This is a genomic window from Thermococcus sp. ES12, assembly GCF_012027515.1.
GTDB lineage: Archaea > Methanobacteriota_B > Thermococci > Thermococcales > Thermococcaceae > Thermococcus > Thermococcus barossii.
In genome coordinates, this window is record NZ_SNUP01000002.1 from 240,130 (window position 1) to 262,925 (window position 22,796).

The 22,796-nt window shown below is 56.6% G+C and carries 28 protein-coding genes and 1 pseudogene; 15 read left to right on the forward strand and 14 right to left on the reverse strand.

All coding sequences use genetic code 11. The annotated features are described in order from the left end of the window. Positions 1–10 precede the first annotated feature (10 nt). The 4 genes from E3E37_RS06055 to E3E37_RS06070 form a co-directional block, all read right to left on the reverse strand. Entirely contained in the window at positions 11–1,303 is a 1,293-nt protein-coding gene (locus E3E37_RS06055) for an ATP-binding protein (protein WP_167715775.1), read from the reverse strand. 121 nt (positions 1,304–1,424) lie between these two features. Then, positions 1,425–2,339, reverse strand: a complete 915-nt coding sequence (locus tag E3E37_RS06060; protein WP_167716335.1) for a hydroxyacid dehydrogenase — start codon at positions 2,337–2,339, stop codon at positions 1,425–1,427. 13 nt (positions 2,340–2,352) lie between these two features. Next, positions 2,353–3,000 carry a TIGR00153 family protein gene (locus tag E3E37_RS06065; protein WP_167715777.1) on the reverse strand — a complete coding sequence of 216 codons (648 nt, stop codon included), beginning with the start codon at positions 2,998–3,000 and terminating at the stop codon, positions 2,353–2,355. 35 nt (positions 3,001–3,035) lie between these two features. Further along, entirely contained in the window at positions 3,036–3,935 is a 900-nt protein-coding gene (locus tag E3E37_RS06070; RefSeq protein ID WP_088865332.1) for a 2-dehydropantoate 2-reductase, read from the reverse strand. 45 nt (positions 3,936–3,980) lie between these two features. On the opposite strand from E3E37_RS06070, the gene E3E37_RS06075 reads away from it, so the two are divergent. The 3 genes from E3E37_RS06075 to E3E37_RS06085 are packed head-to-tail and all read left to right on the forward strand — an operon-like array spanning position 3,981 to position 6,227. Then, positions 3,981–4,697 carry an RNA methyltransferase gene (locus tag E3E37_RS06075; protein WP_167715779.1) on the forward strand — a complete coding sequence of 239 codons (717 nt, stop codon included), beginning with the start codon at positions 3,981–3,983 and terminating at the stop codon, positions 4,695–4,697. Next, the gene (otg, locus tag E3E37_RS06080) at positions 4,684–5,220 is read left to right on the forward strand and encodes a methylated-DNA--protein-cysteine methyltransferase (protein WP_167715781.1); all 537 of its coding nucleotides are present in this window, start codon (positions 4,684–4,686) and stop codon (positions 5,218–5,220) included. Before E3E37_RS06075 ends, otg begins: the two co-directional genes overlap by 14 nt. Further along, positions 5,196–6,227, forward strand: coding sequence for a tetratricopeptide repeat protein (locus E3E37_RS06085; protein WP_088865334.1), 1,032 nt, complete (start codon positions 5,196–5,198; stop codon positions 6,225–6,227). The genes otg and E3E37_RS06085 overlap by 25 nt, the downstream gene beginning before the upstream one ends. 16 nt (positions 6,228–6,243) lie before the next feature. Here E3E37_RS06085 and E3E37_RS06090 read toward each other — a convergent pair whose 3' ends face one another. Continuing rightward, positions 6,244–6,426 (reverse strand): hypothetical protein, encoded by a 183-nt coding sequence (locus E3E37_RS06090; RefSeq protein ID WP_088865337.1) that lies wholly within the window; start codon positions 6,424–6,426, stop codon positions 6,244–6,246. Positions 6,427–6,514: 88 nt separating this feature from the next. Between E3E37_RS06090 and E3E37_RS06095 the strand changes: the two genes are divergently transcribed. Next, positions 6,515–6,847 (forward strand): nascent polypeptide-associated complex protein, encoded by a 333-nt coding sequence (locus tag E3E37_RS06095; RefSeq protein ID WP_167716337.1) that lies wholly within the window; start codon positions 6,515–6,517, stop codon positions 6,845–6,847. Positions 6,848–6,861: 14 nt separating this feature from the next. On the opposite strand, the gene E3E37_RS06100 is transcribed toward E3E37_RS06095, so the two are convergent. Continuing rightward, positions 6,862–7,218: a carboxymuconolactone decarboxylase family protein gene (locus tag E3E37_RS06100; RefSeq protein WP_088865339.1), complete on the reverse strand. Its 357-nt coding sequence runs from the start codon at positions 7,216–7,218 to the stop codon at positions 6,862–6,864. A 110-nt stretch (positions 7,219–7,328) separates the two neighbouring features. On the opposite strand from E3E37_RS06100, the gene hflX reads away from it, so the two are divergent. From hflX to E3E37_RS06120, 4 genes are read left to right on the forward strand one after another with little or no spacing between them, the layout of a single operon-like run. After that, positions 7,329–8,615 carry a GTPase HflX gene (gene hflX, locus E3E37_RS06105; protein WP_167715783.1) on the forward strand — a complete coding sequence of 429 codons (1,287 nt, stop codon included), beginning with the start codon at positions 7,329–7,331 and terminating at the stop codon, positions 8,613–8,615. Between the two features lie 45 nt (positions 8,616–8,660). Further along, complete coding sequence (locus E3E37_RS06110) at positions 8,661–9,539, forward strand: hypothetical protein (protein WP_167715785.1); 879 nt, start codon at positions 8,661–8,663, stop codon at positions 9,537–9,539. 9 nt (positions 9,540–9,548) lie between these two features. Next, positions 9,549–9,722, forward strand: a complete 174-nt coding sequence (locus E3E37_RS06115) for a hypothetical protein (protein ID WP_167715788.1) — start codon at positions 9,549–9,551, stop codon at positions 9,720–9,722. Continuing rightward, positions 9,719–10,531 (forward strand): hypothetical protein, encoded by an 813-nt coding sequence (locus tag E3E37_RS06120; RefSeq protein WP_167715790.1) that lies wholly within the window; start codon positions 9,719–9,721, stop codon positions 10,529–10,531. The genes E3E37_RS06115 and E3E37_RS06120 overlap by 4 nt, the downstream gene beginning before the upstream one ends. 5 nt (positions 10,532–10,536) lie before the next feature. Here E3E37_RS06120 and E3E37_RS06125 read toward each other — a convergent pair whose 3' ends face one another. After that, positions 10,537–11,499: an inorganic phosphate transporter gene (locus tag E3E37_RS06125; protein ID WP_167716339.1), complete on the reverse strand. Its 963-nt coding sequence runs from the start codon at positions 11,497–11,499 to the stop codon at positions 10,537–10,539. 230 nt (positions 11,500–11,729) lie between these two features. Here E3E37_RS06125 and E3E37_RS06130 point away from each other — a divergent pair, with 230 nt between their 5' ends. The 7 genes from E3E37_RS06130 (at position 11,730) to porB (ending at position 17,363) form a co-directional block, all read left to right on the forward strand. Beyond that, a complete protein-coding gene (locus E3E37_RS06130) occupies positions 11,730–12,287 on the forward strand; it encodes a pyruvate/ketoisovalerate ferredoxin oxidoreductase subunit gamma (RefSeq protein ID WP_088865809.1) in 558 nt (185 codons plus the stop codon). A 39-nt stretch (positions 12,288–12,326) separates the two neighbouring features. Then, entirely contained in the window at positions 12,327–12,644 is a 318-nt protein-coding gene (locus E3E37_RS06135) for a 3-methyl-2-oxobutanoate dehydrogenase subunit delta (protein ID WP_088865342.1), read from the forward strand. Position 12,645: 1 nt separating this feature from the next. Further along, positions 12,646–13,836, forward strand: coding sequence for a pyruvate ferredoxin oxidoreductase (gene porA, locus E3E37_RS06140; protein ID WP_167715793.1), 1,191 nt, complete (start codon positions 12,646–12,648; stop codon positions 13,834–13,836). Between the two features lie 5 nt (positions 13,837–13,841). Next, a complete protein-coding gene (locus E3E37_RS06145) occupies positions 13,842–14,777 on the forward strand; it encodes a 3-methyl-2-oxobutanoate dehydrogenase subunit beta (RefSeq protein ID WP_167715796.1) in 936 nt (311 codons plus the stop codon). A 66-nt stretch (positions 14,778–14,843) separates the two neighbouring features. Then, positions 14,844–15,161: a pyruvate synthase subunit PorD gene (porD, locus tag E3E37_RS06150; protein ID WP_088865345.1), complete on the forward strand. Its 318-nt coding sequence runs from the start codon at positions 14,844–14,846 to the stop codon at positions 15,159–15,161. An 11-nt stretch (positions 15,162–15,172) separates the two neighbouring features. Then, a complete protein-coding gene (gene porA, locus E3E37_RS06155) occupies positions 15,173–16,357 on the forward strand; it encodes a pyruvate synthase subunit PorA (RefSeq protein WP_167715799.1) in 1,185 nt (394 codons plus the stop codon). Between the two features lie 10 nt (positions 16,358–16,367). After that, positions 16,368–17,363: a pyruvate synthase subunit PorB gene (porB, locus tag E3E37_RS06160; protein ID WP_088181006.1), complete on the forward strand. Its 996-nt coding sequence runs from the start codon at positions 16,368–16,370 to the stop codon at positions 17,361–17,363. 39 nt (positions 17,364–17,402) lie between these two features. Here porB and E3E37_RS06165 read toward each other — a convergent pair whose 3' ends face one another. The 7 genes and pseudogenes from E3E37_RS06165 to E3E37_RS11765 all read right to left on the reverse strand — a co-directional run. Beyond that, positions 17,403–17,864, reverse strand: coding sequence for a hydrogenase maturation protease (locus E3E37_RS06165; protein WP_167715804.1), 462 nt, complete (start codon positions 17,862–17,864; stop codon positions 17,403–17,405). Positions 17,865–17,885: 21 nt separating this feature from the next. Beyond that, entirely contained in the window at positions 17,886–18,410 is a 525-nt protein-coding gene (locus E3E37_RS06170) for a 4Fe-4S dicluster domain-containing protein (protein ID WP_167715807.1), read from the reverse strand. Continuing rightward, positions 18,410–19,462: an FAD-dependent oxidoreductase gene (locus E3E37_RS06175; RefSeq protein ID WP_167715810.1), complete on the reverse strand. Its 1,053-nt coding sequence runs from the start codon at positions 19,460–19,462 to the stop codon at positions 18,410–18,412. Before E3E37_RS06175 ends, E3E37_RS06170 begins: the two co-directional genes overlap by 1 nt. After that, positions 19,459–19,938: a 4Fe-4S binding protein gene (locus E3E37_RS06180; protein WP_088865350.1), complete on the reverse strand. Its 480-nt coding sequence runs from the start codon at positions 19,936–19,938 to the stop codon at positions 19,459–19,461. The genes E3E37_RS06175 and E3E37_RS06180 overlap by 4 nt, the downstream gene beginning before the upstream one ends. Positions 19,939–19,971: 33 nt before the next feature. Beyond that, complete coding sequence (gene cooS, locus E3E37_RS06185; RefSeq protein ID WP_088865351.1) at positions 19,972–21,942, reverse strand: anaerobic carbon-monoxide dehydrogenase catalytic subunit; 1,971 nt, start codon at positions 21,940–21,942, stop codon at positions 19,972–19,974. Then, positions 21,939–22,322: a 4Fe-4S dicluster domain-containing protein gene (locus E3E37_RS11760; protein WP_371731703.1), complete on the reverse strand. Its 384-nt coding sequence runs from the start codon at positions 22,320–22,322 to the stop codon at positions 21,939–21,941. Before E3E37_RS11760 ends, cooS begins: the two co-directional genes overlap by 4 nt. 141 nt (positions 22,323–22,463) lie before the next feature. Beyond that, positions 22,464–22,544 (reverse strand): annotated as a pseudogene (locus tag E3E37_RS11765) (4Fe-4S binding protein); the annotation flags it as partial. Positions 22,545–22,796: the final 252 nt, after the last annotated feature.

Consider the following 22,796-nt stretch of genomic DNA (forward strand, 5'->3'; position numbering starts at 1 on the left):
CATTCACCTGTTAAAAGTCGGAATTGGAGTTAAAAAGTTTGACGCTTTCCTTTAAAAGCCATCTCCACAGGGGCACGGCCCTGACACACAGACTGCCCCTCGTGAGCTCCCCCGAATAGGCCCAGGTGACAAGGGTTCCCTCCTTGACGCCAAAAAGCTCCATTGCCCTGAAAAGGCTTTTCAGCTCCCTCCTCGCTATCTCGTCCCCGTCCGAGGCGTATGTAACCTGTATCAGTTCCGTCTTCCCGCCTTCACGCACGACGAAGTCCACCTCCCCCCTCGTGTCGCGGTGGTGGTAGAGTTCAAGCTCCGGCTTGAGGTAGTGCTTCACCCTGAGCAGTTCGAGGAAAACCGCGTTCTCCATGAGCCTGCCGATGTTCTCCGAGACCCGGGGGACAACTGCGTTGATCATCCCGGTGTCCACTGCGTAGACCTTCTTATCTCCCCTGAGGACTTCCTTTGGCTTGAAGGAGAACTTTGGGAGCTCAAAAACGAGGTATGCCGACTCAAGGTACTCCACGTAGTTTTTTACCGTCTCGACGTTCCCGATTCCGAGGACGTTTTTGGTCTTGCTGTAGGTGAACCTGCCGGCAAAGTTCGAGAAGAGGTAGAAGGCCACCTCCTTCAGCTCTCTGACGTTCCTGACACCGTAGCGAACGATTACGTCCCGTGTTATAATGTCGTTGTAGAGATTCACGAGGTACTCCCTGCCAAATTGAAGAGCCTCGGGAAATCCCCCCCGCTTTAGGTACTCCTCCAGGGCCCTTTTTACCATTGCCTCCTCCCGCGTTGTCTTCACGTCTGGCACAATTCCCCTGTAAGCCAGGAACTCCCTGAAGGAGAAAGGCAGGAGCGTGTAGCTCAGGTACCTGCCAGTCAGGTAGGTGGAAAACTCTCGCGAGAGGAGCCGGGCGTTGCTTCCAGTCACTACAGTTGGATAGTTCTCCCTCAGAACGGAAACCATCCTCTCCCAGCCTTCCACCTCCTGAACCTCGTCGAGAATCACATAGTCAAACTCGCCGAGGAGTTCGTAGCCCGCCTGCAGGAGCTTTTTATAGTCGCCAACAGAGAAACCCGCCATCGCGGGATCCTCGAAGTTCACATAGAGCGCCTTTTCCCCCAGCTTGAAGGCCAGAACCGACTTTCCAGAGCGCCTCGGGCCTGTGATGATGTGAGCGGTGGGGGCGAAGTTCCGGAGTATCCTGTCCTTGAGCTCCCTCTCTATGAGGTTCTCCCTCAGGAGCTTTTCGTTCAGGGTTTCCCTCTGGTCGGCGAGGGCCCTCAGGATTTCCTCAACGTTCATGGGTTAAGATAGTGCAAACTTCATATAAAGTTTACCATTATACTGGTAAATTTTCTGAGTAAAATTTACCATCATGCTGGTAAGTTTTGAGAGTGTCTGATAGAAAAAGTGAGAAGGGCAATCAGCCCTTGAGAATCTCGACTATCTGCTCGGCAACCTGAACCCCGGCGCGCATCTGGGCCTCAACCGTTGAGGCGCCTATGTGGGGAGTGAGGACGACGTTGTCAAGCTTTGTGAGAGGGTGGTCCTTCGGCAGGGGCTCCTCCTCGAAAACATCTAAGCCAGCTCCGGCAATCCAGCCCCCCTGGAGGGCTTTGACGAGGGCGCTGGTGTCAACCACCGCCCCGCGGGCGGCGTTGATGAGTATTGCTGTAGGCTTCATGAGTCTAAGCCTCTCCTCGTTAATGAGGTGGTAGGTCTGCTCCACCAGCGGAACGTGGAGGGTAACTACGTCGCTCTCCTTGAGGAGTTCCTCCAGCGGGACGAACTTCCCGCCGACTTCCCTGGCCCTCTCCTCGTTCGGGTACGGGTCGTAGAGGAGAACGTTCATCCCCAAGGCCCTGGCTATCTTGGCTATGCTGTAGCCTATCCTACCAAAGCCGACTATTCCGAGCGTCTTGCCCTCAAGCTCCATGCCCATGCACTGCTTCTTGGCCCAGATACCTTCCCTCATCTTCCTGTCGGCGAAGGCTATCTTTCTGGCAACGGCAAACATCAGGGCAACGGCGAGCTCGGCGACGCTCCTTGAGCTTGCCCCCGGGCTGTTAACTACCTTAATCCCCCTCTCCTTCGCGGCCTCAAGGTCTATGTTGTCGAGGCCAACCCCCGCCCTTCCGATGACCTTGAGTTTAGGAGCGGCCTCAATGACCTTTCTGGTCACCCTCGGCTTGCTCCTGACGATTATGGCATCCACATCCCCAACGAGCTCAACGAGCTTCTCCTCGTCGGGATACTCCTCATAGATAACCTCAAAACCGGCGTTCTTCAAAACTTCTATCGCCCTCTCGTGGAGCGGAGCTGCAACGAGAACCTTCACCATCTCCATCACCTCATCCCCTTCGTTTTATAGCCATGAGCATGACCTGGTCGGAGGCATCCTCGGCGCGGTCGGCTATGTCTCCTATTTTCGTCAGTATCTGGTTCCAGATAAGCTTGGCATAGGTCGTAACGGTCTCGCTCTCAAAAACCTTCCCCTTGACGTCGTATTCAACCTCATCAGCCTTCTCCTCGGCATCCTCAACGGCCTTGGCAAGCTCTATCGCCCTGTCAACGTCGGAGTTGAGGGCATTGACGGCCTCCTCAAGAAGGGCGTAGCTCTCTATGGCCGACTCAACGAGCTTCATAATCTCGTCTCTGAGCTCTACGGGAGCCTTCGGTTTCGCCAGAATCAGCGTGTGGGCCGCGCTCTCGGCGGCATCGGCCACCTGGTCAATGAGCTCGGAAAGCCTCACGTAGTCACCCCTGTTGGCCGGCAGGAAGGCACCTTCGTAGAGCATCGTCTCTATGCTCCTCCTGAGCGTGTCTGCCTTGCTCTCCAGCTGGTCAACCTCCCTCTCAAAGGCCCTGGCCCTTTCAAAGTCCCCATCAAGGTAGGCGTTCATGAGCTCCCTGAAGGCAACCAAGGACTCCTTAACAACCTCAAGATGCCTATCGATGGCCTCAAAAACGCTGCTCTCCTTACCACCGAATATGGGCATTTTCCCTCCCCCTGAATAACTTCCAGCGATGGGGTTTATCTACTTTGCCCCTCCTTCGCCTTGATGAGCGCCCAGAGGAGCTCGTTCCGTGGCGCTTCGAGGCCAACTTCGGCCGCATACTCTACAATCTTGCCGTGGATGTAGTCAACCTCCGTTCTCTTACCCCTCCTTATGTCCTGGAGGGTGGAGTTGTAGTTCTCCCTAGTGCGCTCTATCGTGTCCCACAGGAGCTCCAGCGGGTGTATCTCAAATTCGATACCGAGCTGCTGGGCAACGGTGCAACCTTCACGGGCTATGTCAACGGAAATGGCCTCAAGGTACGGATTATCCTTCAAAGTCCCGTTCTTGACTTCGAGAACCGTCCCAAGACCGTTAATAACCGAGTTCACTATGGCCTTCGCCCACTTCCAGCCCAGAACGTTCTCCGTGACGTGGGTTTCCAGACCGGAAGCGTTGAAAACCTCGGCGACCTTTCCGACAAAGGGGTCACCTCCCGTTGGATACCTCCCGATGACGGTTATACCCCTTCCCGTCCATCTCACGCGCCCCCACTCGACCAGCATGGCGCCGTTCGTGGTTATTCCACCCATAACTCTCGGGGTGACCTTAAGGGCAAGCTCCTCGTTGCCGAGGCCGTTCTGTATGCTCAGTATCCACGTCTCCGGTCCAATACAGCTTTTCGCACACTCAAGGGCGGTTTTAGTTGAGTAGGATTTTGTAGCCAGGAGCAGGAGATCAGGCGGCTCGTCGGGGGCGTAGAGGCTTGCCTCAGGATAGACCGTGAACTCCTCAACCCCAAACACGTGGAGACCGTTCTCGTTTACCGCCCTCACCTGCTCCTCCCTTCCGATGAGCGTCACATCGTTGCCGGCCCTCGCGAGCAGGGCCCCGAAGAGCGAACCTATGCTCCCCGCGCCGAGTACGTAAACCTTCATCCCACCACCGCAACCGTTTAAAGCCCCATCCTTAAAGCCTTACCGATGATAAGTGTCGTTCTCGTTGAGCCGGAGGGGCCGGCAAACATCGGTATGATAGCGAGAACCATGAAGAACTTTGGATTTTCCAGCCTAGTCATGGTCAAGCCGAACATCACGGAGGAGAGCTACAGCTATGCAGTCCACGCGGGCGACGTTCTGGACAGGGCAACTGTGGTCGAGAGCTTCGATGAGGCGCTTGAGCTCTTCGACCTGACGGTCGGAACGACCGGGAAGCCCGGGAAAGGCTTCATCCCATACCGAGTTCCCATCTATCCCTGGGAGCTGGGGGAGACGCTTGAAGGCTATCCCGGGAGGGTCGGCCTTTTCTTCGGCAGGGAGAGCATCGGGCTGAGGAACGATGAGCTGGAAAGGCTCGACTTCACCGTGACGGTTCCGACCAGCGGGGAATACCCCGTGATGAACCTCGCACAGTCCGTCGCGGTGATCCTCTACGAGCTAACGAAGGGAAAACCTGAAGCCAAAGTCCGTTCCCTTGAGCCCGCGACGAGGAGGGAGAAGGAGGAGCTTGTGGGGGCGTGGGAGAGACTCTTGGAGGCTCTCAACTACCCCAAGGATCCGGAGAGACGGGAGGTCTTTGCAAAGGTGTTTCGGCGCTTCGTGGGGAGGGCCGTTCTGTACGGGAGGGAGGTTCACACGCTAATTGGTCCGCTGAGAAAGGCGGCCATCAAACTGGAGGAATGTCGGGATGCTGAGCGTTGACGTTTTTGAGATAGCGGGCAGAAAAGTGTGGATAGGCGTGATCCACGAGAAAAAAATCCAGGGGATAACCTTCGCCCTCGACGGGGCGCAGTTTCGAGCGAACATCGAGCGCCTCCTGGGTTTCCTGAGAAAGAGAGGGGTCAATGCGAACACGGAAGAGGCGGAGAGCGACTATCCCTCACTCGTGAGGGACGTTATCCTGGGCAGGAAGGAGAACCCAGAGGTTCTCCCCATGCTATCCTTCGACGGCGTTACACCCTTTGAGAGGCGGGTTTACGAATGGCTCACGAAAAACGTTAAAAGAGGGAGCGTTATAACCTACGGTAGCCTTGCGAAGGCCATTGGAACGTCTCCACGGGCAATCGGCGGGGCCATGAAAAGGAACCCCTACCCGATAGTCGTTCCCTGTCACAGGGTCGTTGCCAGCGGTGGCATCGGTTACTACACTCCGAGGCTGGAGGAGAAGGTGTTCCTGCTCGAAATTGAGGGGGTGAAAGGATGGACAGACTCAAAGCGTACCTGATAGCGTTCGTTCTCATCATTCTGGGGATAGCCGCAGGGATAGTCTATGAATGGGGTTGGACGATGCTGCTCAGGGTTATCCTGACCCTCGGCTTCCTGGGAGTTACGCTGATGTTGCTCTTCTTCACGGGACTCACACTCTACGCAGAGAGCTGGAAGTACGGGATAGTCCTCGCGATCTTCACCGCAATAAGCGGCTACGGCCTTTACCTTAGCGCAACGTGGCAAAACCTCCAGGTAGTTGGCGGGATAATAGTCTTCTTCATCGCCATACTCGCCTTCGGAATCTGGTACATCAGCGAGCCCGATCTGAGCTTAGCGGATCGCTTCCGCTCGGCCGAGAAGCTTGAACGCATGGGCAAGTACAAGGCGGCGGCCAGAAAGTACGAGAAGGCCGGGAACTACTCGAAGGCGGCGGAGATGTACGAGAAGCTCGGCTGGATGGAGAGCGCCGCCTGGGCCTACGAGAAGGCCGGGAAGTACGAGAGGGCCGCGGAGATATACGAGGAGCTGTACGAGAAGGAGAAGGACACCTACTACCTCAAGGAGGCCCACGAGTACTGGAAGAAAGCTGGAAACATGGAGAGGGCGGCGAAGGCCCTTGAGCGCTACGCCGAGGAGGAGCCCTGGTTCTGGGAGGACGTGGCAAAGCTCTACGAGGAGCTGGGCAACGAGGAGAAGGCCAGGGAGGCCTGGGAGAAAGCCTTGGAGTACTACCAGAAGGAGGCCCAGGAGGAAGGCGTTTTCTGGGAGGACGTCGGGAACATAGCGAGGAAGCTCGGAAGGGAGGAGCTGGCGAGGGAAGCGTACCAGAAGTTCCTGGAGTACTGCCTGAAGGAGGCCGAGGAAGATCCTATGTGGTGGAAGCACGTGGCGGAGGCCTACGAGTATCTCGGCGAGAGGGAGAAGGCGGAGGAAGCCAGAAAGAAGTACGAGGAGTACAGGGCAAAGATAATGAAAACCAACGAGGAGACCTCGAAGTTCCCGGAGGAGAAGGAGGAGGGCTAAATTTCATAAAACCCGCCTAATACATTTCGCCCCTCTTCTCAATCTCCTCAAGTTCCTTCGCTATTTCTCTCTCCTTCTTCTCGGCGTACCCTTCCATCCAGTTGAAGAAGAACTTTCCGGCGAGGAGGAGAATGGCCAGGCCAAGAAAGCCAAGCAGTATCTGCCCGTCCGTGGGGACGGTTCGGGGAATGTAGGTCATACTTCCACCGGAGGAAATTTCGAAAACCACCTAAAAAACTTTGCCAACCTTTTTAAAATCCGGGTGGAAATCCCACCAGGTGGCAGCGATGATGGGAATGAACCCCCGGCAGATGAAGAAGCTCATGCGTCAGATGGGCATCAAGATGGAGGAGCTTAAGGGCGTCAAAGAGGTGGTAATCAGGCTTGAGAACAGGGAGATAATCATAAAGCAACCTGCGGTCACGGTCATCACAGCACAGGGCGAGAAGAGCTACCAGATAATCGGACCGGAGGAGGTCAGGGCGATAGTCAGCATCCCTGAGGAGGACATAAAGCTCGTGATGGAACAGACCGGCGTCGACTACGACACAGCCAAGAAGGCACTGGAAGAGGCCGAGGGAGACCTCGCCGAGGCCATACTCAGGCTGAGCGGGGAATGAAAAAGAAAAGGGCATCACGCCTTTTGCTCCTTTCCGAAGTTTTCTATTGCCTTCACGAGCGGAATGAGATGCATTAGGGCCGGACCTCCAGCCATCAGAACGGCAACGAGACCGGCTTCGATAAGCTCCTCCGGCTTGGCACCGGCGGCGAGGGCCTTCTGGGTGTGGAGATAGATGCACCACTCGCAGCCTTGGGCTATGCCGAGGGCAAGGGCTATGAGCTCCTTCTCGCGCGTCGTCAGGGCCTTGTTGTCGAGGGTCTCGCGCAGGAAGCGGGAGAAGGCCGAAATCTCCTTCGGGTGCTCCTTGCCAAGCTTGTCAAGGAGCTCCTCTATTTCCTGAAGTTTGACGTTAACCTCGTCGTAATCCATGGTAACCACCGTAAATAACTCGCGTTCGGGGTTTAAAGGCCTATCTCCAACTTCAGGTTAGAAACCAGCCGTTCCAAAAGACTATAAACCCCGTCGAATAGGTGGATACGATGAGGGCCATAGGGGTCATAAGAAAATCAAGGAGAGAGCGGATAAGCCGCGAGGAGTTCGAAGAGCTCCTGAGGAGTGCCGGCTACGAGGTAGTGGCGATTCTGGAGCAGAACCGGGAAGAGCACCCCAAGTACAATATCGGAAAGGGAAAGCTGGAGGAGCTCAGGGAGCTGGTTCGGGAGCTGGAGCCGGACAAGGTTGTGTTCGCCAACAAACTCACGCCGAGCCAGGCCTACAACCTCTGGAAGGAGCTGAGGGTTGAAATCATTGATAAGTGGCAGCTCGTTCTTGAGATATTCGAGAGGCGGGCGCACTCAAAGGAGGCCAAGCTTCAAGTTGAGTTGGCTTCGCTCCAGTACGAGGTTCCTCTGGTGAAGGAAGCGATAAGACGGATAAAGCTCGGCGACAGGGCCGGCTTCAAGGGAATGGGTGAGTACCAGACGAGGCAGTACCTCAAGCACATCCGCTACCGTATGGGACGAATTCGGAAGGAGCTGGAGAAGGTCAAGGCCGACCGCGCGGTGAAGAGGAAGCGCCGCGAGGAGGTCGGCTTCATACTGCTCGCCCTCGCGGGATACACGAACGCCGGCAAGTCAACTCTCCTCAACACCCTCGCGGGGGAGGAGATAGAGGCGAGGAACCAGATGTTCACGACGCTGGACACGACAACGAGGCGCTTCAAGCTCTCCGGAAAGAGGGTTCTCGTCACTGACACCGTCGGCTTCATAGACGGTCTTCCGCCGTTTATAGTTGAAGCCTTCCACTCGACTCTGGAGGAGATAGTGAAGGCCGATGTAATTCTGCTCGTCCTCGACGTCAGTGAGCCCTGGCCGGAGATACGGAGGAAGTTCCTGGCCTCCCTCAACGTTCTCAGGGAGCTGAAGACCCTGGACAAACCCATGATAGTCGTTCTTAACAAGATTGACCTCACCACAGAGGAGGACGTACGCGATAAGGCCAAAAGGATAGGGGAGATAATCGAGGAACGCGGGATAAACGTCTCCCGTGTGGTGGCAATATCGGCCAAGCTCGGTCAGCTGGATGAACTCTACAGAGCCCTTGAAGAGGTCATTCTGGCGCTGCCCAAGTACGGTGCCTTCGAGATAACCGTGAGCGAGCCGGGGAAGGTTCCGCAGGTCATGGCGCTGATAAACGCCATCGGTGAGGTTCTGTCCGTCGAATATGGAAAAGAGACACGGATAGAGGCCTACATCCAGACGGGAATGATAAAGGAGCTCACGCGGCTGGGCGTCGGGATAAAGAGGCTCTCAGTAGAGAACGAGTGAGAAAAGTTTTTATGGAAAACTGCGGATAGTAATCGAGGGGAAGACATGGAACCCAGAACCCTGGCCGGGGGCGTAATCCTTATCATTCTTTTGGTCTTCCTCCTGCCAAAGGGATTACTGCTGCCCACAGACTCCAAAGAAGTCAGCTTTCCACTCAGAAGCTCCGGCTTCGTGAAGTGCCCGTTCTTCGTGAGAACACACCTCAACTTCAGCACCCAGAGCGTTGAGTTCACGATTGTGGAGAACGGCACGCCTTTAGCGAACTTCTCCCTGAGGGGAGTCGTGGGAAAGCACGTCTGCATTCCGGAGGGAATTTTCGTGTACTCCTATTATCCCGGAGACCCCTATGCCGGGATGTACGGGGCGCTGGTCGAGACTACCAACCTGACCGAGAGGTGGTGGAGGGAAATCCCGGGATTTCCAGGGAAGTATTCAGACGGGGCAATCTACCTCTTCAAGGGCGGATGTGTAACCCTCCTAAACGCGTCAACGGGCAGGTTCCTCTTTAGGTTCTGCTCGGACGAGCCGAGGTCGAAGATTGCAGACGTGTTCTTCATGAACAAGAGTGCGTACGTGACGGTTGTTTCGGTTGAGAAAGGCCTAAGGGGAGACGTGGGGAAGGCGATAATCTATCTCGTGGAGAGAGGAGAGACCCGAAAGAAAACCTTCGCCAACCTTCTGGGCGATCCAGCGGTGGCCGAGCTCCGGATAGACGGCAACGAGGAATACGTGGCGGTGTCCTATTTCATGTACACCGCGACCGGAAGGGAGAGGGACGGTCTCTGCGTCTTCAGGGCAGATGACCTGACGGTCGTTGGGTGTAAAAGCTTCCGGCACGCGGCCTTAAACGTCAAGGTTGAGGGCGACACCGTCTATGTCAAGGTTCTGGACGATGTTAAGGCCTACAGGATAATCTCGCCCTGAGGTGGTGGTATGGGAAGGGGTATTATTACCCTCTTGGTGGTCCTCCTAATGATAACTGCCGGTTGCATAGCCCCGAACGGGGAAACTCCACCCACGGAAACCACCACAAGCCTGTTATCCGTAAACGTCTACCCCTACGAGGTCAACGGTACTCCATTCGTAAACTTTACATTTTTCTTTTGAAAGCCTCGCCGTTCACGGCGGGAGGAGGTCAGATAATCAGCGGAAGGGGAGGCATCCCATATGAGATAGAGGCCCTCATGGCCGGAACTCAGCCAAGGGATGCCGAGTACAACACACCACCTGGAAGGCCCACAATCTTTGCCTGCCCCTCATCGCTGAGGATCTCAAAGAGAACCGTCGAAGGGGAGGATTACTATACCCACTTCACGCTCAGCAGAGGGAATAAAACGGTTAACCTGACCCTCAAAGGGCCCGCTGGGGAGCGCATGTGCACTCCAGAGGGGGTTCTGATTTACACCTTCTATCCCGGCGAATCAACTGGAGGCGAGGGAGCGTTTCTTGACTACAACCTGAGCATCATGTGGAAGCGGGAACTTCCCGCACTCCCAAGGGACTATCAGAACGGTAGCATTCTCCTCGTGCTCTCGGATGAATACCTCTCCCATGGTTGCATCTACCTCCTCGACCCCTCGAGCGGGGAGGAACAATTCAGTTTTTGCCCCGACGAGTACAGGTTCTACATCACGGCCGTTAGGGTCATCGGAGACGAGATTTACCTTGCCGGAGCGAGTCTGTTCAGCGGGAAAGCTTTCATCTACGTCGTGAATGGAAGCGAGGTGAAGAAAGTCTTCGTGGCGAGCGCCGGAGAGCATCTCCTCGGCGTCAGGGTAAGCCTTAGCGTGGGCGATGAATACGTAAAGGTGACCTACAGCCTATCGGGATGGAGTGGAGAGACCGACGTCTGGGGCAGATGCGTTTTCAGAAGAGGCGACCTCCCCCTAGTGGAATGCACATGGGAGAAGGAATAGAGGGACTAAACCAGCCCAACCAGCGAGAAGGCCTTGAATATAAGCAGTGAAATTACTATGGCCGTAAGCGGCGTCGCTACCCAGCCGAAGACTATGTCCCTGATGACGGATTTATCAACCCCCTCACCGGCGAGGAGGCCAACGCCCACAACGCCGCCCACAATGGACTGACTTGAGCTAACGGGAAGGCCGAAGAAGTTGGCCAGACTAACAGCTATCGCCGAACCGAACTGAGCCGCAAAGGCTGAAACCGGGCCGAGGGCGGTTATCTTCTTTCCGACGGTGTGCATCACCGCATAGCTGAACGTGAGCGCACCTATTGATAGAGCGATGGCCCCGAAGATTCCCGCCACCTTCGGCTCCATGAAGCCGGCACCGACGAGTGGGCCGGAGGCGTTGGCGACCTCGTTCGTCCCGAAGTTGAAGGCCATGTACGAGCCGCCGAGTATTGCGAGGGCCTTGTAAAGGGTCTCGATAGTCGAAACGCTTTTGATTCTGGAGATTGCCCACGAATAGAACCGGAAGAGCAGGATGGCCAGGATTCCAGAAAGTATCGGGGAAACCACCCACGCGGAGGCTATCTTGACGAGGGTGTACCAGTTGACGGGCGCTCTAGCCGCGAGACCAACGCCTATGACTCCACCAACTATCGCCTGGGTCGTGGAAACCGGCAGGCCCTTCACTGTCGCTATCGTCACCCACACTCCAGCGGCGAGAAGTGCTATAACCGCCATCTCCATTGTCAAAAAGCCGCTGGGAACTATGCCCTCGCCGACGGTCTTCATGACCTTGTATCCCTTCAGATAGGCCCCCATGAGGACAAATATCGCTATCGTGAGGGTAGCCTGGCGGAAGCTGAGTATTCCGGCACCAACCGCAGTGCCCATGGCATTGGCTGAGTCGTTGGAGCCTATGTTCCACGCGATATAGAACGCCACCGCTATCGCTGCCAAGGCCAGGCCATCCATGGACATCACCTATATAGTCTATATATTCCCGAGGGGAGGTTGGGCTTAAAAATTTTTGCCAAGACTTGGACGAAGTTTTTTCGAGAAATGATGCCCCAATCGGGCCATTGACGACTGACAACGTTCATGCCTACCCAAAGACACCTGCCGAAGAGAGCTTAAGCCAATACCGAAACTTAAATAAATGCATTGGATGAATAAAGTTTGACAAACTTAAGGAGGCAGGAATGATGATAGAGATTCGTTTTCACGGTAGGGGTGGACAGGGCGCAGTTACCGCCGCCAACATACTAGCCTCAGCTGCTTTCCTTGAGGGCAAGTACGTCCAGGCGTTCCCGTTCTTCGGTGTCGAGAGGCGTGGAGCGCCGGTTACAGCGTTCACCAGGATCGACGAGAAGCCGATAAGGATAAAGACCCAGATATACGAGCCGGACATAGTGGTCGTCCTCGATCCGAGCCTTCTCGACACCGTTGACGTCACCGCCGGTCTCAAGGACGACGGAATCGTCATCGTCAACACAGAGAAGAGCAAGGACGAAGTCCTCGCCAAGCTCAAGAAGAAGCCAGCGAAGCTCGCGCTCGTCGACGCCACGACCATAGCCCTCGACATTCTCGGTCTTCCGATCACCAACACTGCTATACTCGGTGCGGTCGCAAAGGCCACAGGCGTCGTCACTCTGGAGCACGTCCAGAAGGCCATCCAGGACGTCTTCTCAGGGGCCCTCGGCGAGAAGAACGCCAAGGCCGCAGAGGAAGCCTTCAACAAGACCGTCATTTACGAACTCTGATTCTCTTTCCTTCATAATCCTTGATAAGGGGTGAAAAGCGTGAACACGTTGTTTGGTGAAAGGAAGGAAGGGGCAACCAAAATCGTCCTTAAATCGGTGGACGAGTACCCGGAAGCCCCGATAACGTTGGGAACGACCCTCGTTAACTTTACAGGGGACTGGAGGACATTCATACCGGTGATAGACGACGACAAGTGCGTCAAGTGCTACATCTGCTGGAAGTTCTGCCCGGAGCCGGCCATATTCATCCGAGAGGACGGCTACGTCGGCGTGGACTACGACTACTGTAAGGGCTGCGGTATCTGTGCGAACGAGTGCCCGACCAACGCTATAACAATGGAGAAGGAGGAGAAGTGAGATGGCGGAGTACAAGCCGATTAGGAAGGTTGTGAGCGGCAACTACGCCGCCGCGTATGCCGTCAAGCACGCCCGCGTTGAGGTCGTCGCGGCTTACCCGATCACTCCCCAGACGAGCATCATCGAGAAGATAGCCGAGTTCTTGGCCAACGGCGAGATCGAGGGGCTTGAGTACGTTCCGGTGGAAAGCGAGCACTCGGCCATGGCGGCCTGTATAGGAGCGAGCGCCACCGGCGCCAGGGCCTTCACAGCCACCTCTGCCCAGGGTCTCGCGCTCATGCACGAGATGCTTCACTGGGCCAGCGGAGCGAGGTTGCCAATAGTCATGGTTGACGTCAACCGTGCCATGGCTCCCCCATGGAGCGTCTGGGACGACCAGACGGACAGCCTGTCACAGAGGGACACCGGCTGGATGCAGTTCTACGCCGAGAACAACCAGGAAGTCTACGACGGTGTGCTCATGGCCTTCAAGATAGCCGAGACCGTTAACCTTCCAGCGATGGTTGTCGAGAGCGCCTTCATACTGAGCCACACCTACGACGTTGTGGAGATGATTCCACAGGAGCTCGTTGACGAGTTCCTCCCGCCGAGGAAGCCCCTCTACACCCTCACCGACTTCGACAATCCGATAGCCGTGGGTGCCCTCGGTGGCCCGAACGACTACTACGAATTCCGCTACAAGATACAGAAGGCCATGGAGAAGGCCGAGAAGGTTATCCACGAGGTCGGAAAGGAGTTCGGCGAGCGCTTTGGAAGGGACTACAGCCAGATGATAGAGCTTTACAGGACTGAGGACGCTGACTTTGTCTTCATGGGCATGGGCTCGCTCATGGGAACCGTCAAGCAGGCGGTGGATATTCTCCGCGAGGAGGGCTACAAGGTCGGAGCAGCCAAAGTCCGCTGGTTCAGGCCGTTCCCGAAGAAAGAGCTCTACGAGCTGGCAAAGAGCGTTGAGGGCATAGCCGTCCTCGACAGGAACTTCTCCTTCGGACAGGAGGGCATACTCTTCAACGAGGCCAAGGGAGCGCTCTACAACACCGACGCGAAGCCGCTCATCAAGAACTACATCGTCGGCCTTGGCGGAAGGGACTTCACCGTGAACGACGTCAGGAAGATAGCCGAGAACATGAAGGCGATAATCGAGAAGGGAGAGCTTGATGTAGAGGTGGACTGGTACCACCTTAAGAGGTGAGAATGATGGAGATTCCAGAGAACGTTAAGAAGAGGTTGAGCATCCCCGCTGACGAGCACTTTTACGCCGGCCACACGGCCTGTCAGGGCTGTGGGGCCTCCCTCGGCATCCGCTACGTGCTGAAGGCCTACGGAAGGAAGACCATATTCACAATCCCGGCGTGCTGTTCAACCATCATCGCCGGTCCCTGGCCGTACACCGCCTTCGAGGCAAACCTGTTCCACACGGCCTTCGAGACCACCGGTGCAGTAATGAGCGGCATCGAGGCGGCACTCAAGGCCAAGGGATACAAGGTCAAGGGCGAGGACGGAGTAATGGTCGTCGGCTGGGCCGGCGATGGAGGTACCGCAGACATAGGCCTTCAGGCACTGAGCGGATTCCTTGAGAGGGGCCACGATGCGGTTTACATCATGTACGATAACGAGGCCTACATGAACACCGGAATCCAGAGGTCGGGTTCAACACCCTACGGAGCCTGGACAACGAACACCCCCGGTGGAAAGAGGCACTTCCTCGAAAAGAGGCACAAGAAGAAGGTCATTGACATAGTCATAGCCCACGAGATACCCTACGCCGCTACGGCGAGCATCGCCTTCCCGGAGGACTTCATAAGGAAGCTCAAGAAGGCCCAGAAGACCCCTGGACCGAGCTTCATTCAGCTCTTCGCACCGTGTCCGACCGGCTGGCGCTCACCGACCGACAAGAGCATTGAGCTCGCGAGGCTCGCGGTTCAGACAGCATACTTCCCGCTCTTCGAGTACGAGAACGGAAGGTACAAGATCAACATGCCCTCAACCAAGAAGGAGCCGAAACCGATAGAGGAGTTCCTCAAGCTCCAGGGCAGGTTCAAGTACATGACCAAGGAGGACATAGAGATACTCCAGAGCTGGGTGCTCCACGAGTGGGAGAAGCTCAAGAAGCTCGCCGAGGTCTTCGGCTGAGCTTTCCATCTTTAATTCCTCGCAAGGTTTAAGTTTCAATATGATAATTCACCTGAGGTGATAAACATGGCCGAGAGTCCGTTTAAGGCCGATATCGAGAGGGTTCAGAAGGAGTATAGCGAAAAGATGACCCCGGGAGCGATAGCAACCATCCCCGGGAGCAGCGTGATAAACAAGACCGGTTCCTGGAGAGTTTTTATGCCCGAGTTCTACAAGGACAAGTGCGTCCGCTGCTATCTCTGCTACATCTACTGCCCCGAGCCGGCAATCTACCTCGACGAGGAGAACTACCCGGTCTTCGACTACGACTACTGTAAGGGCTGTGGGATATGTGCCAACGAGTGCCCGACGGATGCCATCATAATGGTTAGGGAGACCAAGTGAGGTGGTGAAAGATGCCGATGAGAAAGGTTATGAAGGCCAACGAAGCCGCCGCCTGGGCGGCCAAGCTCGCCAAGCCGAAGGTCATAGCGGCCTTCCCGATTACACCATCAACGCTCGTTCCAGAGAAGATTAGCGAGTTCGTCGCGGATGGGGAGCTTGACGCAGAGTTCATCAAGGTCGAGAGCGAGCACTCAGCAATTTCAGCCTGTGTGGGTGCCTCTGCAGCTGGCGTAAGAACCTTCACAGCCACCGCCTCCCAGGGTCTGGCTTTGATGCACGAGATACTCTTCATCGCCGCAGGGATGCGCCTTCCGATAGTCATCGCCGTTGGAAACCGCTCCCTGAGCGCTCCTATCAACATCTGGAACGACTGGCAGGACAGCATAAGCGAGCGCGACACCGGCTGGATGCAGTTTTACGCCGAGAACAACCAGGAGGCCCTCGATTTAATCCTCATCGCATACAAGGTCGCCGAGGACGAGCGCGTTCTCCTCCCGGCGATGGTCGGCTTCGACGCGTTCATACTCACCCACACCGTCGAGCCGGTCGAGATTCCGGATCAGGAGCTCGTTGACGAGTTCCTCGGCGAGTACGAGCCCAAGCACGCCTACCTCGATCCGGCCAGGCCGATAACCCAGGGCACCCTCGCCTTCCCGGCCCACTACATGGAGGCCCGCTACACCCTCTGGGAGGCCAACGAGAACGCGAAGAAGGTCATTGACGAGGTCTTTGCCGAGTTCGAGAAGAAGTTTGGAAGAAAGTACCAGAAGATAGAGGAGTACAGGACGGAGGATGCCGAGATAATCTTCGTCACGATGGGCTCGCTCGCCGGTACAGTCAAGGAGTACGTTGACTACCTCCGCGAGAAGGGCATCAAGGCCGGTGCTGCCAAGCTCACCGTCTACAGGCCGTTCCCGATCGAGGAGGTAAGGGCGCTGGCGAAGAAGGCGAAGGTTCTCGCGCTCCTTGAGAAGAACGTCACCTTCAGCGTCGGCGGAGCCCTCTTCCAGGACTTCAGCAGGGCTTTGATAAACGAGAGCGAGAAGCCGGTCATTGTTGACTTCATCCTCGGCCTAGGAGGAAGGGACGTCACCTTCAAGGACCTCGACGAGGCACTCGCGATTGCCCAGAAGGCCCTCAACGGGGAGGAGTTTGACGAGGTCAACTGGATCGGCCTGAGGAAGGAGATTCTGTGAGGTGATGAAGATGGCCGTTAGAAAACCCCCGATTACCACTCGCGAGTACTGGGCACCCGGGCATGCAGCCTGTGCCGGATGTGGCTGTGCCACCGCTCTGAGGCTCGCCACCAAGGCCTTCAGCGAGGCCATGGAGGAGAAGTACGGCGATCCAAACGCCTTCGCCATAGCCCAGGCCACCGGATGTATGGAAGTTGTCTCAGCCGTCTTCCCCTACACCGCCTGGAAGGCCCCGTGGATCCACGTGGCCTTTGAAAACGCGGCCGCTGCTGCGAGCGGTGTCGAAGCAGCATGGAAGAAGCTCGGGAGGAAGGGCAAGATACTCGCCATAGGCGGTGACGGTGGTACCGCCGACATCGGTATGCAGGCCCTCAGCGGCATGCTTGAGCGCTGGCACAACGTCGTTTACCTCATGTACGACAACGAGGCCTACATGAACACCGGAATACAGCGCTCAAGTTCAACACCCTACGGTGCTTGGACCACCACCAGCCCGCCGGGCAAGTACTCCATCGGTGAGGACAAGCCCAAGAAGTGGGTCGCGCTTATAGCCGCCGCCCACCAGGTTCCGTACGTCGCAACGGCTAGCATAGGCAACCCCTTCGACTTCGTCAAGAAGATGAAGAAGGCCGCTAAAGTCGACGGCCCGGCCTTCGTCCAGGTCCAGTGCACCTGCCCGACCGGCTGGAAGAGCCCGCTCGAGAAGGGCGTCGAGATTGCCCGCCTGGCTATAGAGACCGGCGTCTGGCCGCTCTTTGAGATCGAGAACGGCGACCTCTGGAACATCAAGATACAGAGCCCCGGCGGAGGAGCGAAGGTCAAGCGCGAGGGCGGTCGCGTAGTCGCCATAGAGTTCAAGAAGCCCATCGAGGAGTACCTTAAACTGCAGGGCAGGTTCAAGCACCTCTTCAAGCAGCCGGAAGCCATAGACGTCATGCGCGAGCAGATCAAGGCCATGTGGAAGGTCCTCGGTGTGGACGTCACCCTCCCGAAGCCGGAGGAGTGAGCCTTCCTTTTCTTTCCAATTTGAGATTTCGCCGAATGTTCAGTCCACCGCATCCTTAAAGGCCAGTGCAAGCGCCCTGACGCAGTTCTTCACCTCATCGCTTACCTCCATCCAGTCTCCGGGCTGACAGCCAAGGAGAACGAACCGGGTCTCGGGAAGCAACTCTGCCAGATGGTCAAGCGTAACCCTGAGCTGGAACCGAAAGTCCTGGGGGATGTCTCCCATGGCCTCCCAGGGGTCGGCAACGACCACTCTACCAGGCTCGCCCCCAAATTCAAGGGGAACGGCTATTATCACAAGCTCGGGACGGAAGCGTATTATAACCCCAGCCTGGCTCTCCGGCACGTCGTGACAGTTGATGGGACGGAAGTTTGGGTTCTCGACCGCCACTGAAAGGGCCTCCGCCAGATAAGCTCCGAACCCGTAATCCCCGCGCTTTTCGTTGCCCAGGCCGCAGATAACAACCCTGCGTGCGTCCCCGATTATCTCGTCCACTCGCACGGCCGAACCTCCAAAAAGGTGTCAGAGGAGAACGTAGCCAGAACTAACGCTCTCCTTCAGCTCTTCCTCAGTAAGCTCCCTCCTGTGTTCGGGGATGTTCTTGGCGCGCCTCTCGTTGACCAGCTCCAGAACCATCTCCAGTGGGCCGTACTGGATGGCCTCCGCCGGACACATGAGTGCGCACGCCGGTTCCAGCCCCTCCTCGCGCCTCTCCGCACACATGTCGCACTTGGTTATCTCCCTGACCTTGAGGCTGTAGAAGGGAACGCCGTACGGGCACACCTGGAGGCAGGCGAGACAGCCGATGCACCTGTTCTCAGCTATCCTCACGGCCCCGTCCTCGTCCCGGTAGATTGCGTTAGTCGGGCACACCCTCACACAGGGTGCATCGTCGCAGTGCTTGCAGTTTATCGGCACGTACTGCTTGTTCTCCGTGACGTATATCCTGATGTGCGGGCTCCCATCGTGGATGAAGGCGCAGACCGTTTCACAGGTCTCGCAACCGATGCAGGTGAGGTAGTCGAGGTAGAGGTACTTCCTCTCCATCAGGACTCACCCCTGAGCCACCTGTCCATTGATACCGCCGCATAGAGGCCGTCCTTTATCGCCCTGCCGACCTTTGTGGGGCCGTTGACAACATCGCCGGCCGCGAAGATTCCCTCAACGCTCGTCATGTGCCTGGAATCAACGAGAAGCCTTCCCCTCCTGTCTGTTGCCAGGTAGGAGCCGTTCACCGGTGGGGTGGATACCATGCCTATGGCGAAGACGAGGTAGTCCAGCTCCACCTGGAACTCCGAGCCCTCAATAGGTATCGGCCTCCTCCTCCCGCTCTCGTCCGGCTCGCCGAGGCGGGTTCTGAGGAGTTCAATGGCCTTGACGCGACCGTTCTCACCTATCACCCGCTTTGGAGTCACGAGCTCGAACCACTTGACCCCCCTGTTCCGGAGGATGTTTATCTCGTAGGCACCCGCCGGTGCTTCCCTTATCGTCCTGCGGTAGAATATCTCCACCTCCGCACCGAGGCGGTTGCACTCGAAGGCCACGTCCACCGCCGTAAGTCCAGCACCTATTATGCCTACCCTCTTGCCCCTCAGCTTTGGAACCTTCTCCTCGGGGACGTAGCCGAGTTCATGGCCCTTTATCCAGAAGAGGAGCTCCAGCGGTGAGAGAATTCCCTCAAGGTCGTCCCCCGGGATTCCAATCCTCCTGACGTTCCAGATTCCTGTGGCTATCAGGACGGCGTCGTAGTTCTCCCTGAGCTCGCTCAGCCTGACGACCCTCTCGTAGAACTCGTCGCCTTCATCTTCCCTTTCGCCCTCCATGACCTTCGTCTTGGGATAGTACGTTACCTCGAACTCCTCCTCAAGCTCCTTGGCACCGAGGCGAACCCTCTCAACCGGGATTCTGAACTCGGGGATCACGAAGAGCATCAAACCCCCAGGCTCGGGCATCTTGTCGTAGATATCAACGTCATGTCCCCTGCACACGAGGTAGCCGGCGGCGGTCAAACCGGCGGGGCCGGCGCCGACTATGGCTATCCTCTTCCCTGTCCTCTGGGGTTTCCTTTTGCATAGAAACGAAAACTTCATCCCCCTCATTTGAGCATTCCCCCAAAGAACCTGAGGTATTCGCTCGGGAACTCCTTGACGCGGTCGTGTTTGCACCTGTCGCACATGAAGACGACCTCTGGATGGTCGTAGAACCTCTCAAGCTTATGGTAGAGGAACTCCGCGGTCTTGACCGTGTAGTCCAGCTTTTTACCACAGACCTGGCAGTGGGCGTACTCGAATTCCAGGTCAATCCTGTCGGGACGGCCCTCGATGGCCTTCGTTGGACATATGTCATTGCACTCGTAGTTGCACTCCCCACAGAGCTCGGGGTGGAACGAGATGACCCTCTTTTCGTTGTCGATTACGAATATCGCGTTGTGGGGACACACCTGGGCACAGAGACCACAGCCTATGCAGGCATCGGCCTTGAGGCCTCTCCTCTCCGGAGTTTCCGGGACTTCACTTGAGGTTGAAGCCGGAGCCTTCCCTTCCCTCCCGAATAACCCCCTGATGCGCTTGAACATTCTCCCACCTCAAAAGGGAATAAAAAAGGGAGCTCAGATGCCGAGCTCCTTCCTCTTCTTCATTATATGGTCGTACATCAGCTTTGCCGCCTTGTAGGGGTCGGGCTCCACTATGAAGGCCGCCCCAACGATGTCGTACAGGTCCTGCGTCAGTATCTTAACCACCTTTGGACCTCCGAGGACAGGCGGTATTATGCCGAGGTGCGTGGTGATTCCGCTGGCCACGAAGTAGGTTCCTATCGAGACGGCCTTCTCAGTCATGGCCTCCGGGGCGGAGCCGACGACGGGCAGTGCCGAGATCGGAACGTTGAGGTCCCTCGCGATGAGGTCGGCCAGAACCAGCATCCTGGTACAGTCAACGCACGAACCCATGTTGAGGGCTGGAGGTATGCCCCATTCCTTGGCGAACTCCCTGAGGCCCGGCCCCACGTTCTCGGTGTCGGCGTATTCCGGCAGGAAGATGCCGTATTTCATGGCCGCTGTGGCCCAGCAGCCCGTTCCTATGAGGAGAACGTCCCTCTTCATCAGCTCGTTGGCTATCTTGATGTGGTTGTGGTCCTGCTTTATCTTCGGGTTGTTGCAGCCGACCAGACCGGCGACGCCCTTTATCTTGCCCTCCACTATCGCCTCCTCCAGGGGCTTGAGGGAGCCTCCGAAGTGCTTGAGTATAGCCTCGACGCTGAAGCCAACGTAGCCGGCCATCTTCTCCTTCGGTATCTCGACCCTCTGCTTGGACCTGTTCGGGAAGTTCTCGACGGCGGTCTTCACTATCTCCTTTGCGATCTCGTCAGCCCTCCTCTCGTCGAACTTGATGTGTATAGCTCCCGGGAAGGTTGCCAGCGGGCTGGTGTCTATTATCTTGGTGTGGAAGCACCTCGCCACGTCAACCGTTGCGGGCATTATACACTGGACGTCGACCACCATGGCCTCGACCGCGCCGGTGACTATGGCCATCTCCTGCTGGAGGAAGTTGCCCGCTATGGGTATGCCGTGCCTCATGAGAACCTCAAGACCGGTGCAGCACATTCCGACGACGTTTATGCCCTTCGCACCGAGCTTCTGGGCCAGCTCGATCAGCTCGGGGTCCTGCGCGGCCTCAACTATCTTCTCGGAGAGAACCGGCTCGTGGCCGTGGACGACTATGTTGACGTAGTCCTCCTTGAGCACCCCGAGGTTGGCCTCGGCCTTTATGACCTGCGGCGTGCCGAAGAGTATATCCTGGAGTTCGGTAGCTATGAGCGAGCCTCCCCACGCATCGCCAAGGGACGTCTTCAGGCCGTGGAGGAGTATGCTCACCGGGTCGTGGTCGGTTCCGATGTGGGTTCTGTGAAGGCTCTCAACTATCTCCCTGTCTATCCCCCTCGGCAGGATGCCGTTCTCGAACCAGGGCATACCTGCCTTCTCGGCGGCCTTCTCGAATACCTCGTAGGTCTTGGGGTTGAGGTAGGCCTTGAGGAACGCCAGAGCCTCCTCATCCTGCTTCCCGAAATCATGAAGCGCCACTTCGGCAACTTCCTTGGCGAGCTCCCTGATGGTCTTGCCCTCGGTCTCGATTCCGAGCCTCTCTGCAACGGCCTTCAGCTTCTCGACGTCCCTGACCTGATAGGGCAGGGTGCTTGACGCCATGTTGTCCAGCTCAAGGACTGGCTTACCTTCCTTCTTGAACTTCTCGGCCATTTCCGCCGCTATTAGAAGGGTCAGGGCAACGTGCCGCCCATGGTCACTGTGGGCGGCCGCACCCGCCGCTATCATCCTGAGAAGGTTTCTGGCAACTATGGTATCGGCATCTGCACCGCAGACACCCCTCCTCGGCTCACCCCCGAAGGGGTTGATCCTGCACGGTCCCATCATACAGTTCCTGCAGCAGACACCAAGGAGACCGTAGCCGCACTGTGGCTGCTGCTTCTCAAGCCTCTCCCAAACGGTCTCGATGCCCATCTCCCGGGCCCGTTCGTACATCTGCTGGGTGGTACTATCTATGGAGACTTCCTTATACTTCTTCATTTCGACTCCCCCTCATTAATACGAATAATTTCGGCGTACATGGACCTGAAAAGGTCCCAACCGTTGTATTCCTCCTCGTACGTGCCTTCCTTCAGCTTGATTATCTTCTCAGCGGTCTCCTTCCTGACCTGCGAGACTACCTCGTCTATGGTGCCGAACATCAGCGCTCCAGTCTTGCACGCCTCAACACAGGCGGGCGGTCTGCCCTCGGCCCTCCTGTCGGGGCACAGGTCGCACTTGAACATCACGCCGTTGAGGGCTTCGAACTCGGGGATACCGAATGGACAGACGATGGCACACATCTTACATCCGATGCACTTCTCGGGAGTTATCATTACCGCGCCGTCCTCGTCATGGTAGAGCGCGCCGGTGGGACACACCTCAACACACGGTGCGCCGTCGCAGTGCCGGCAGTTCATGGGCACGTTGTAGGCGCCCATCGGCAGGATGTGTATCCTCGGCAGGGGCAGGGGGTCCTCAAAGATCGCCGAGAACAGGTCCTTGCTCTGGGAGTGCTCCACTGCACACGCTATCTCACACTGCCGACATCCAATGCACTTTGCTGGATTTATGAAAATGGTAGGCTTTGAATCGGTGGGCATAGGGAATCACCGTTGTTCTTTTTGACGTATATTTTATAAATTCCTTTCCGTTTTAACATGAAACCATGGAGTAGTCTTTAAAATTGTAACAAGAAACTCGAAAAAACACAACAATGCAATAAATAGAGGTCGGATACACCCTCCAGCGAGATAATTACCCAAAAGTGTGAAACCAAAGGTTATACATTCCTGTCCACTAAATGTCATTTACAAAAGACTGTACATTGATTCCAAGAAATGGTATTGAGTACC

Coding starts and splice junctions, on each gene's coding strand:
- E3E37_RS06055 (WP_167715775.1), bottom strand. CDS start 1,303: ATGAACGTTGAGGAAATCCTGAGGGCCCTCGCCGACCAGAGGGAAACC.
- E3E37_RS06065 (WP_167715777.1), bottom strand. CDS start 3,000: ATGCCCATATTCGGTGGTAAGGAGAGCAGCGTTTTTGAGGCCATCGAT.
- E3E37_RS06070 (WP_088865332.1), bottom strand. CDS start 3,935: ATGAAGGTTTACGTACTCGGCGCGGGGAGCATAGGTTCGCTCTTCGGG.
- E3E37_RS06075 (WP_167715779.1), top strand. CDS start 3,981: ATGATAAGTGTCGTTCTCGTTGAGCCGGAGGGGCCGGCAAACATCGGT.
- otg (WP_167715781.1), top strand. CDS start 4,684: ATGCTGAGCGTTGACGTTTTTGAGATAGCGGGCAGAAAAGTGTGGATA.
- E3E37_RS06085 (WP_088865334.1), top strand. CDS start 5,196: ATGGACAGACTCAAAGCGTACCTGATAGCGTTCGTTCTCATCATTCTG.
- E3E37_RS06090 (WP_088865337.1), bottom strand. CDS start 6,426: ATGACCTACATTCCCCGAACCGTCCCCACGGACGGGCAGATACTGCTT.
- E3E37_RS06095 (WP_167716337.1), top strand. CDS start 6,515: ATGATGGGAATGAACCCCCGGCAGATGAAGAAGCTCATGCGTCAGATG.
- E3E37_RS06100 (WP_088865339.1), bottom strand. CDS start 7,218: ATGGATTACGACGAGGTTAACGTCAAACTTCAGGAAATAGAGGAGCTC.
- hflX (WP_167715783.1), top strand. CDS start 7,329: ATGAGGGCCATAGGGGTCATAAGAAAATCAAGGAGAGAGCGGATAAGC.
- E3E37_RS06110 (WP_167715785.1), top strand. CDS start 8,661: ATGGAACCCAGAACCCTGGCCGGGGGCGTAATCCTTATCATTCTTTTG.
- E3E37_RS06115 (WP_167715788.1), top strand. CDS start 9,549: ATGGGAAGGGGTATTATTACCCTCTTGGTGGTCCTCCTAATGATAACT.
- E3E37_RS06125 (WP_167716339.1), bottom strand. CDS start 11,499: ATGGATGGCCTGGCCTTGGCAGCGATAGCGGTGGCGTTCTATATCGCG.
- E3E37_RS06130 (WP_088865809.1), top strand. CDS start 11,730: ATGATAGAGATTCGTTTTCACGGTAGGGGTGGACAGGGCGCAGTTACC.
- porA (WP_167715793.1), top strand. CDS start 12,646: ATGGCGGAGTACAAGCCGATTAGGAAGGTTGTGAGCGGCAACTACGCC.
- E3E37_RS06145 (WP_167715796.1), top strand. CDS start 13,842: ATGGAGATTCCAGAGAACGTTAAGAAGAGGTTGAGCATCCCCGCTGAC.
- porD (WP_088865345.1), top strand. CDS start 14,844: ATGGCCGAGAGTCCGTTTAAGGCCGATATCGAGAGGGTTCAGAAGGAG.
- porA (WP_167715799.1), top strand. CDS start 15,173: ATGCCGATGAGAAAGGTTATGAAGGCCAACGAAGCCGCCGCCTGGGCG.
- porB (WP_088181006.1), top strand. CDS start 16,368: ATGGCCGTTAGAAAACCCCCGATTACCACTCGCGAGTACTGGGCACCC.
- E3E37_RS06170 (WP_167715807.1), bottom strand. CDS start 18,410: ATGGAGAGGAAGTACCTCTACCTCGACTACCTCACCTGCATCGGTTGC.
- E3E37_RS06175 (WP_167715810.1), bottom strand. CDS start 19,462: ATGAGGGGGATGAAGTTTTCGTTTCTATGCAAAAGGAAACCCCAGAGG.
- E3E37_RS06180 (WP_088865350.1), bottom strand. CDS start 19,938: ATGTTCAAGCGCATCAGGGGGTTATTCGGGAGGGAAGGGAAGGCTCCG.
- cooS (WP_088865351.1), bottom strand. CDS start 21,942: ATGAAGAAGTATAAGGAAGTCTCCATAGATAGTACCACCCAGCAGATG.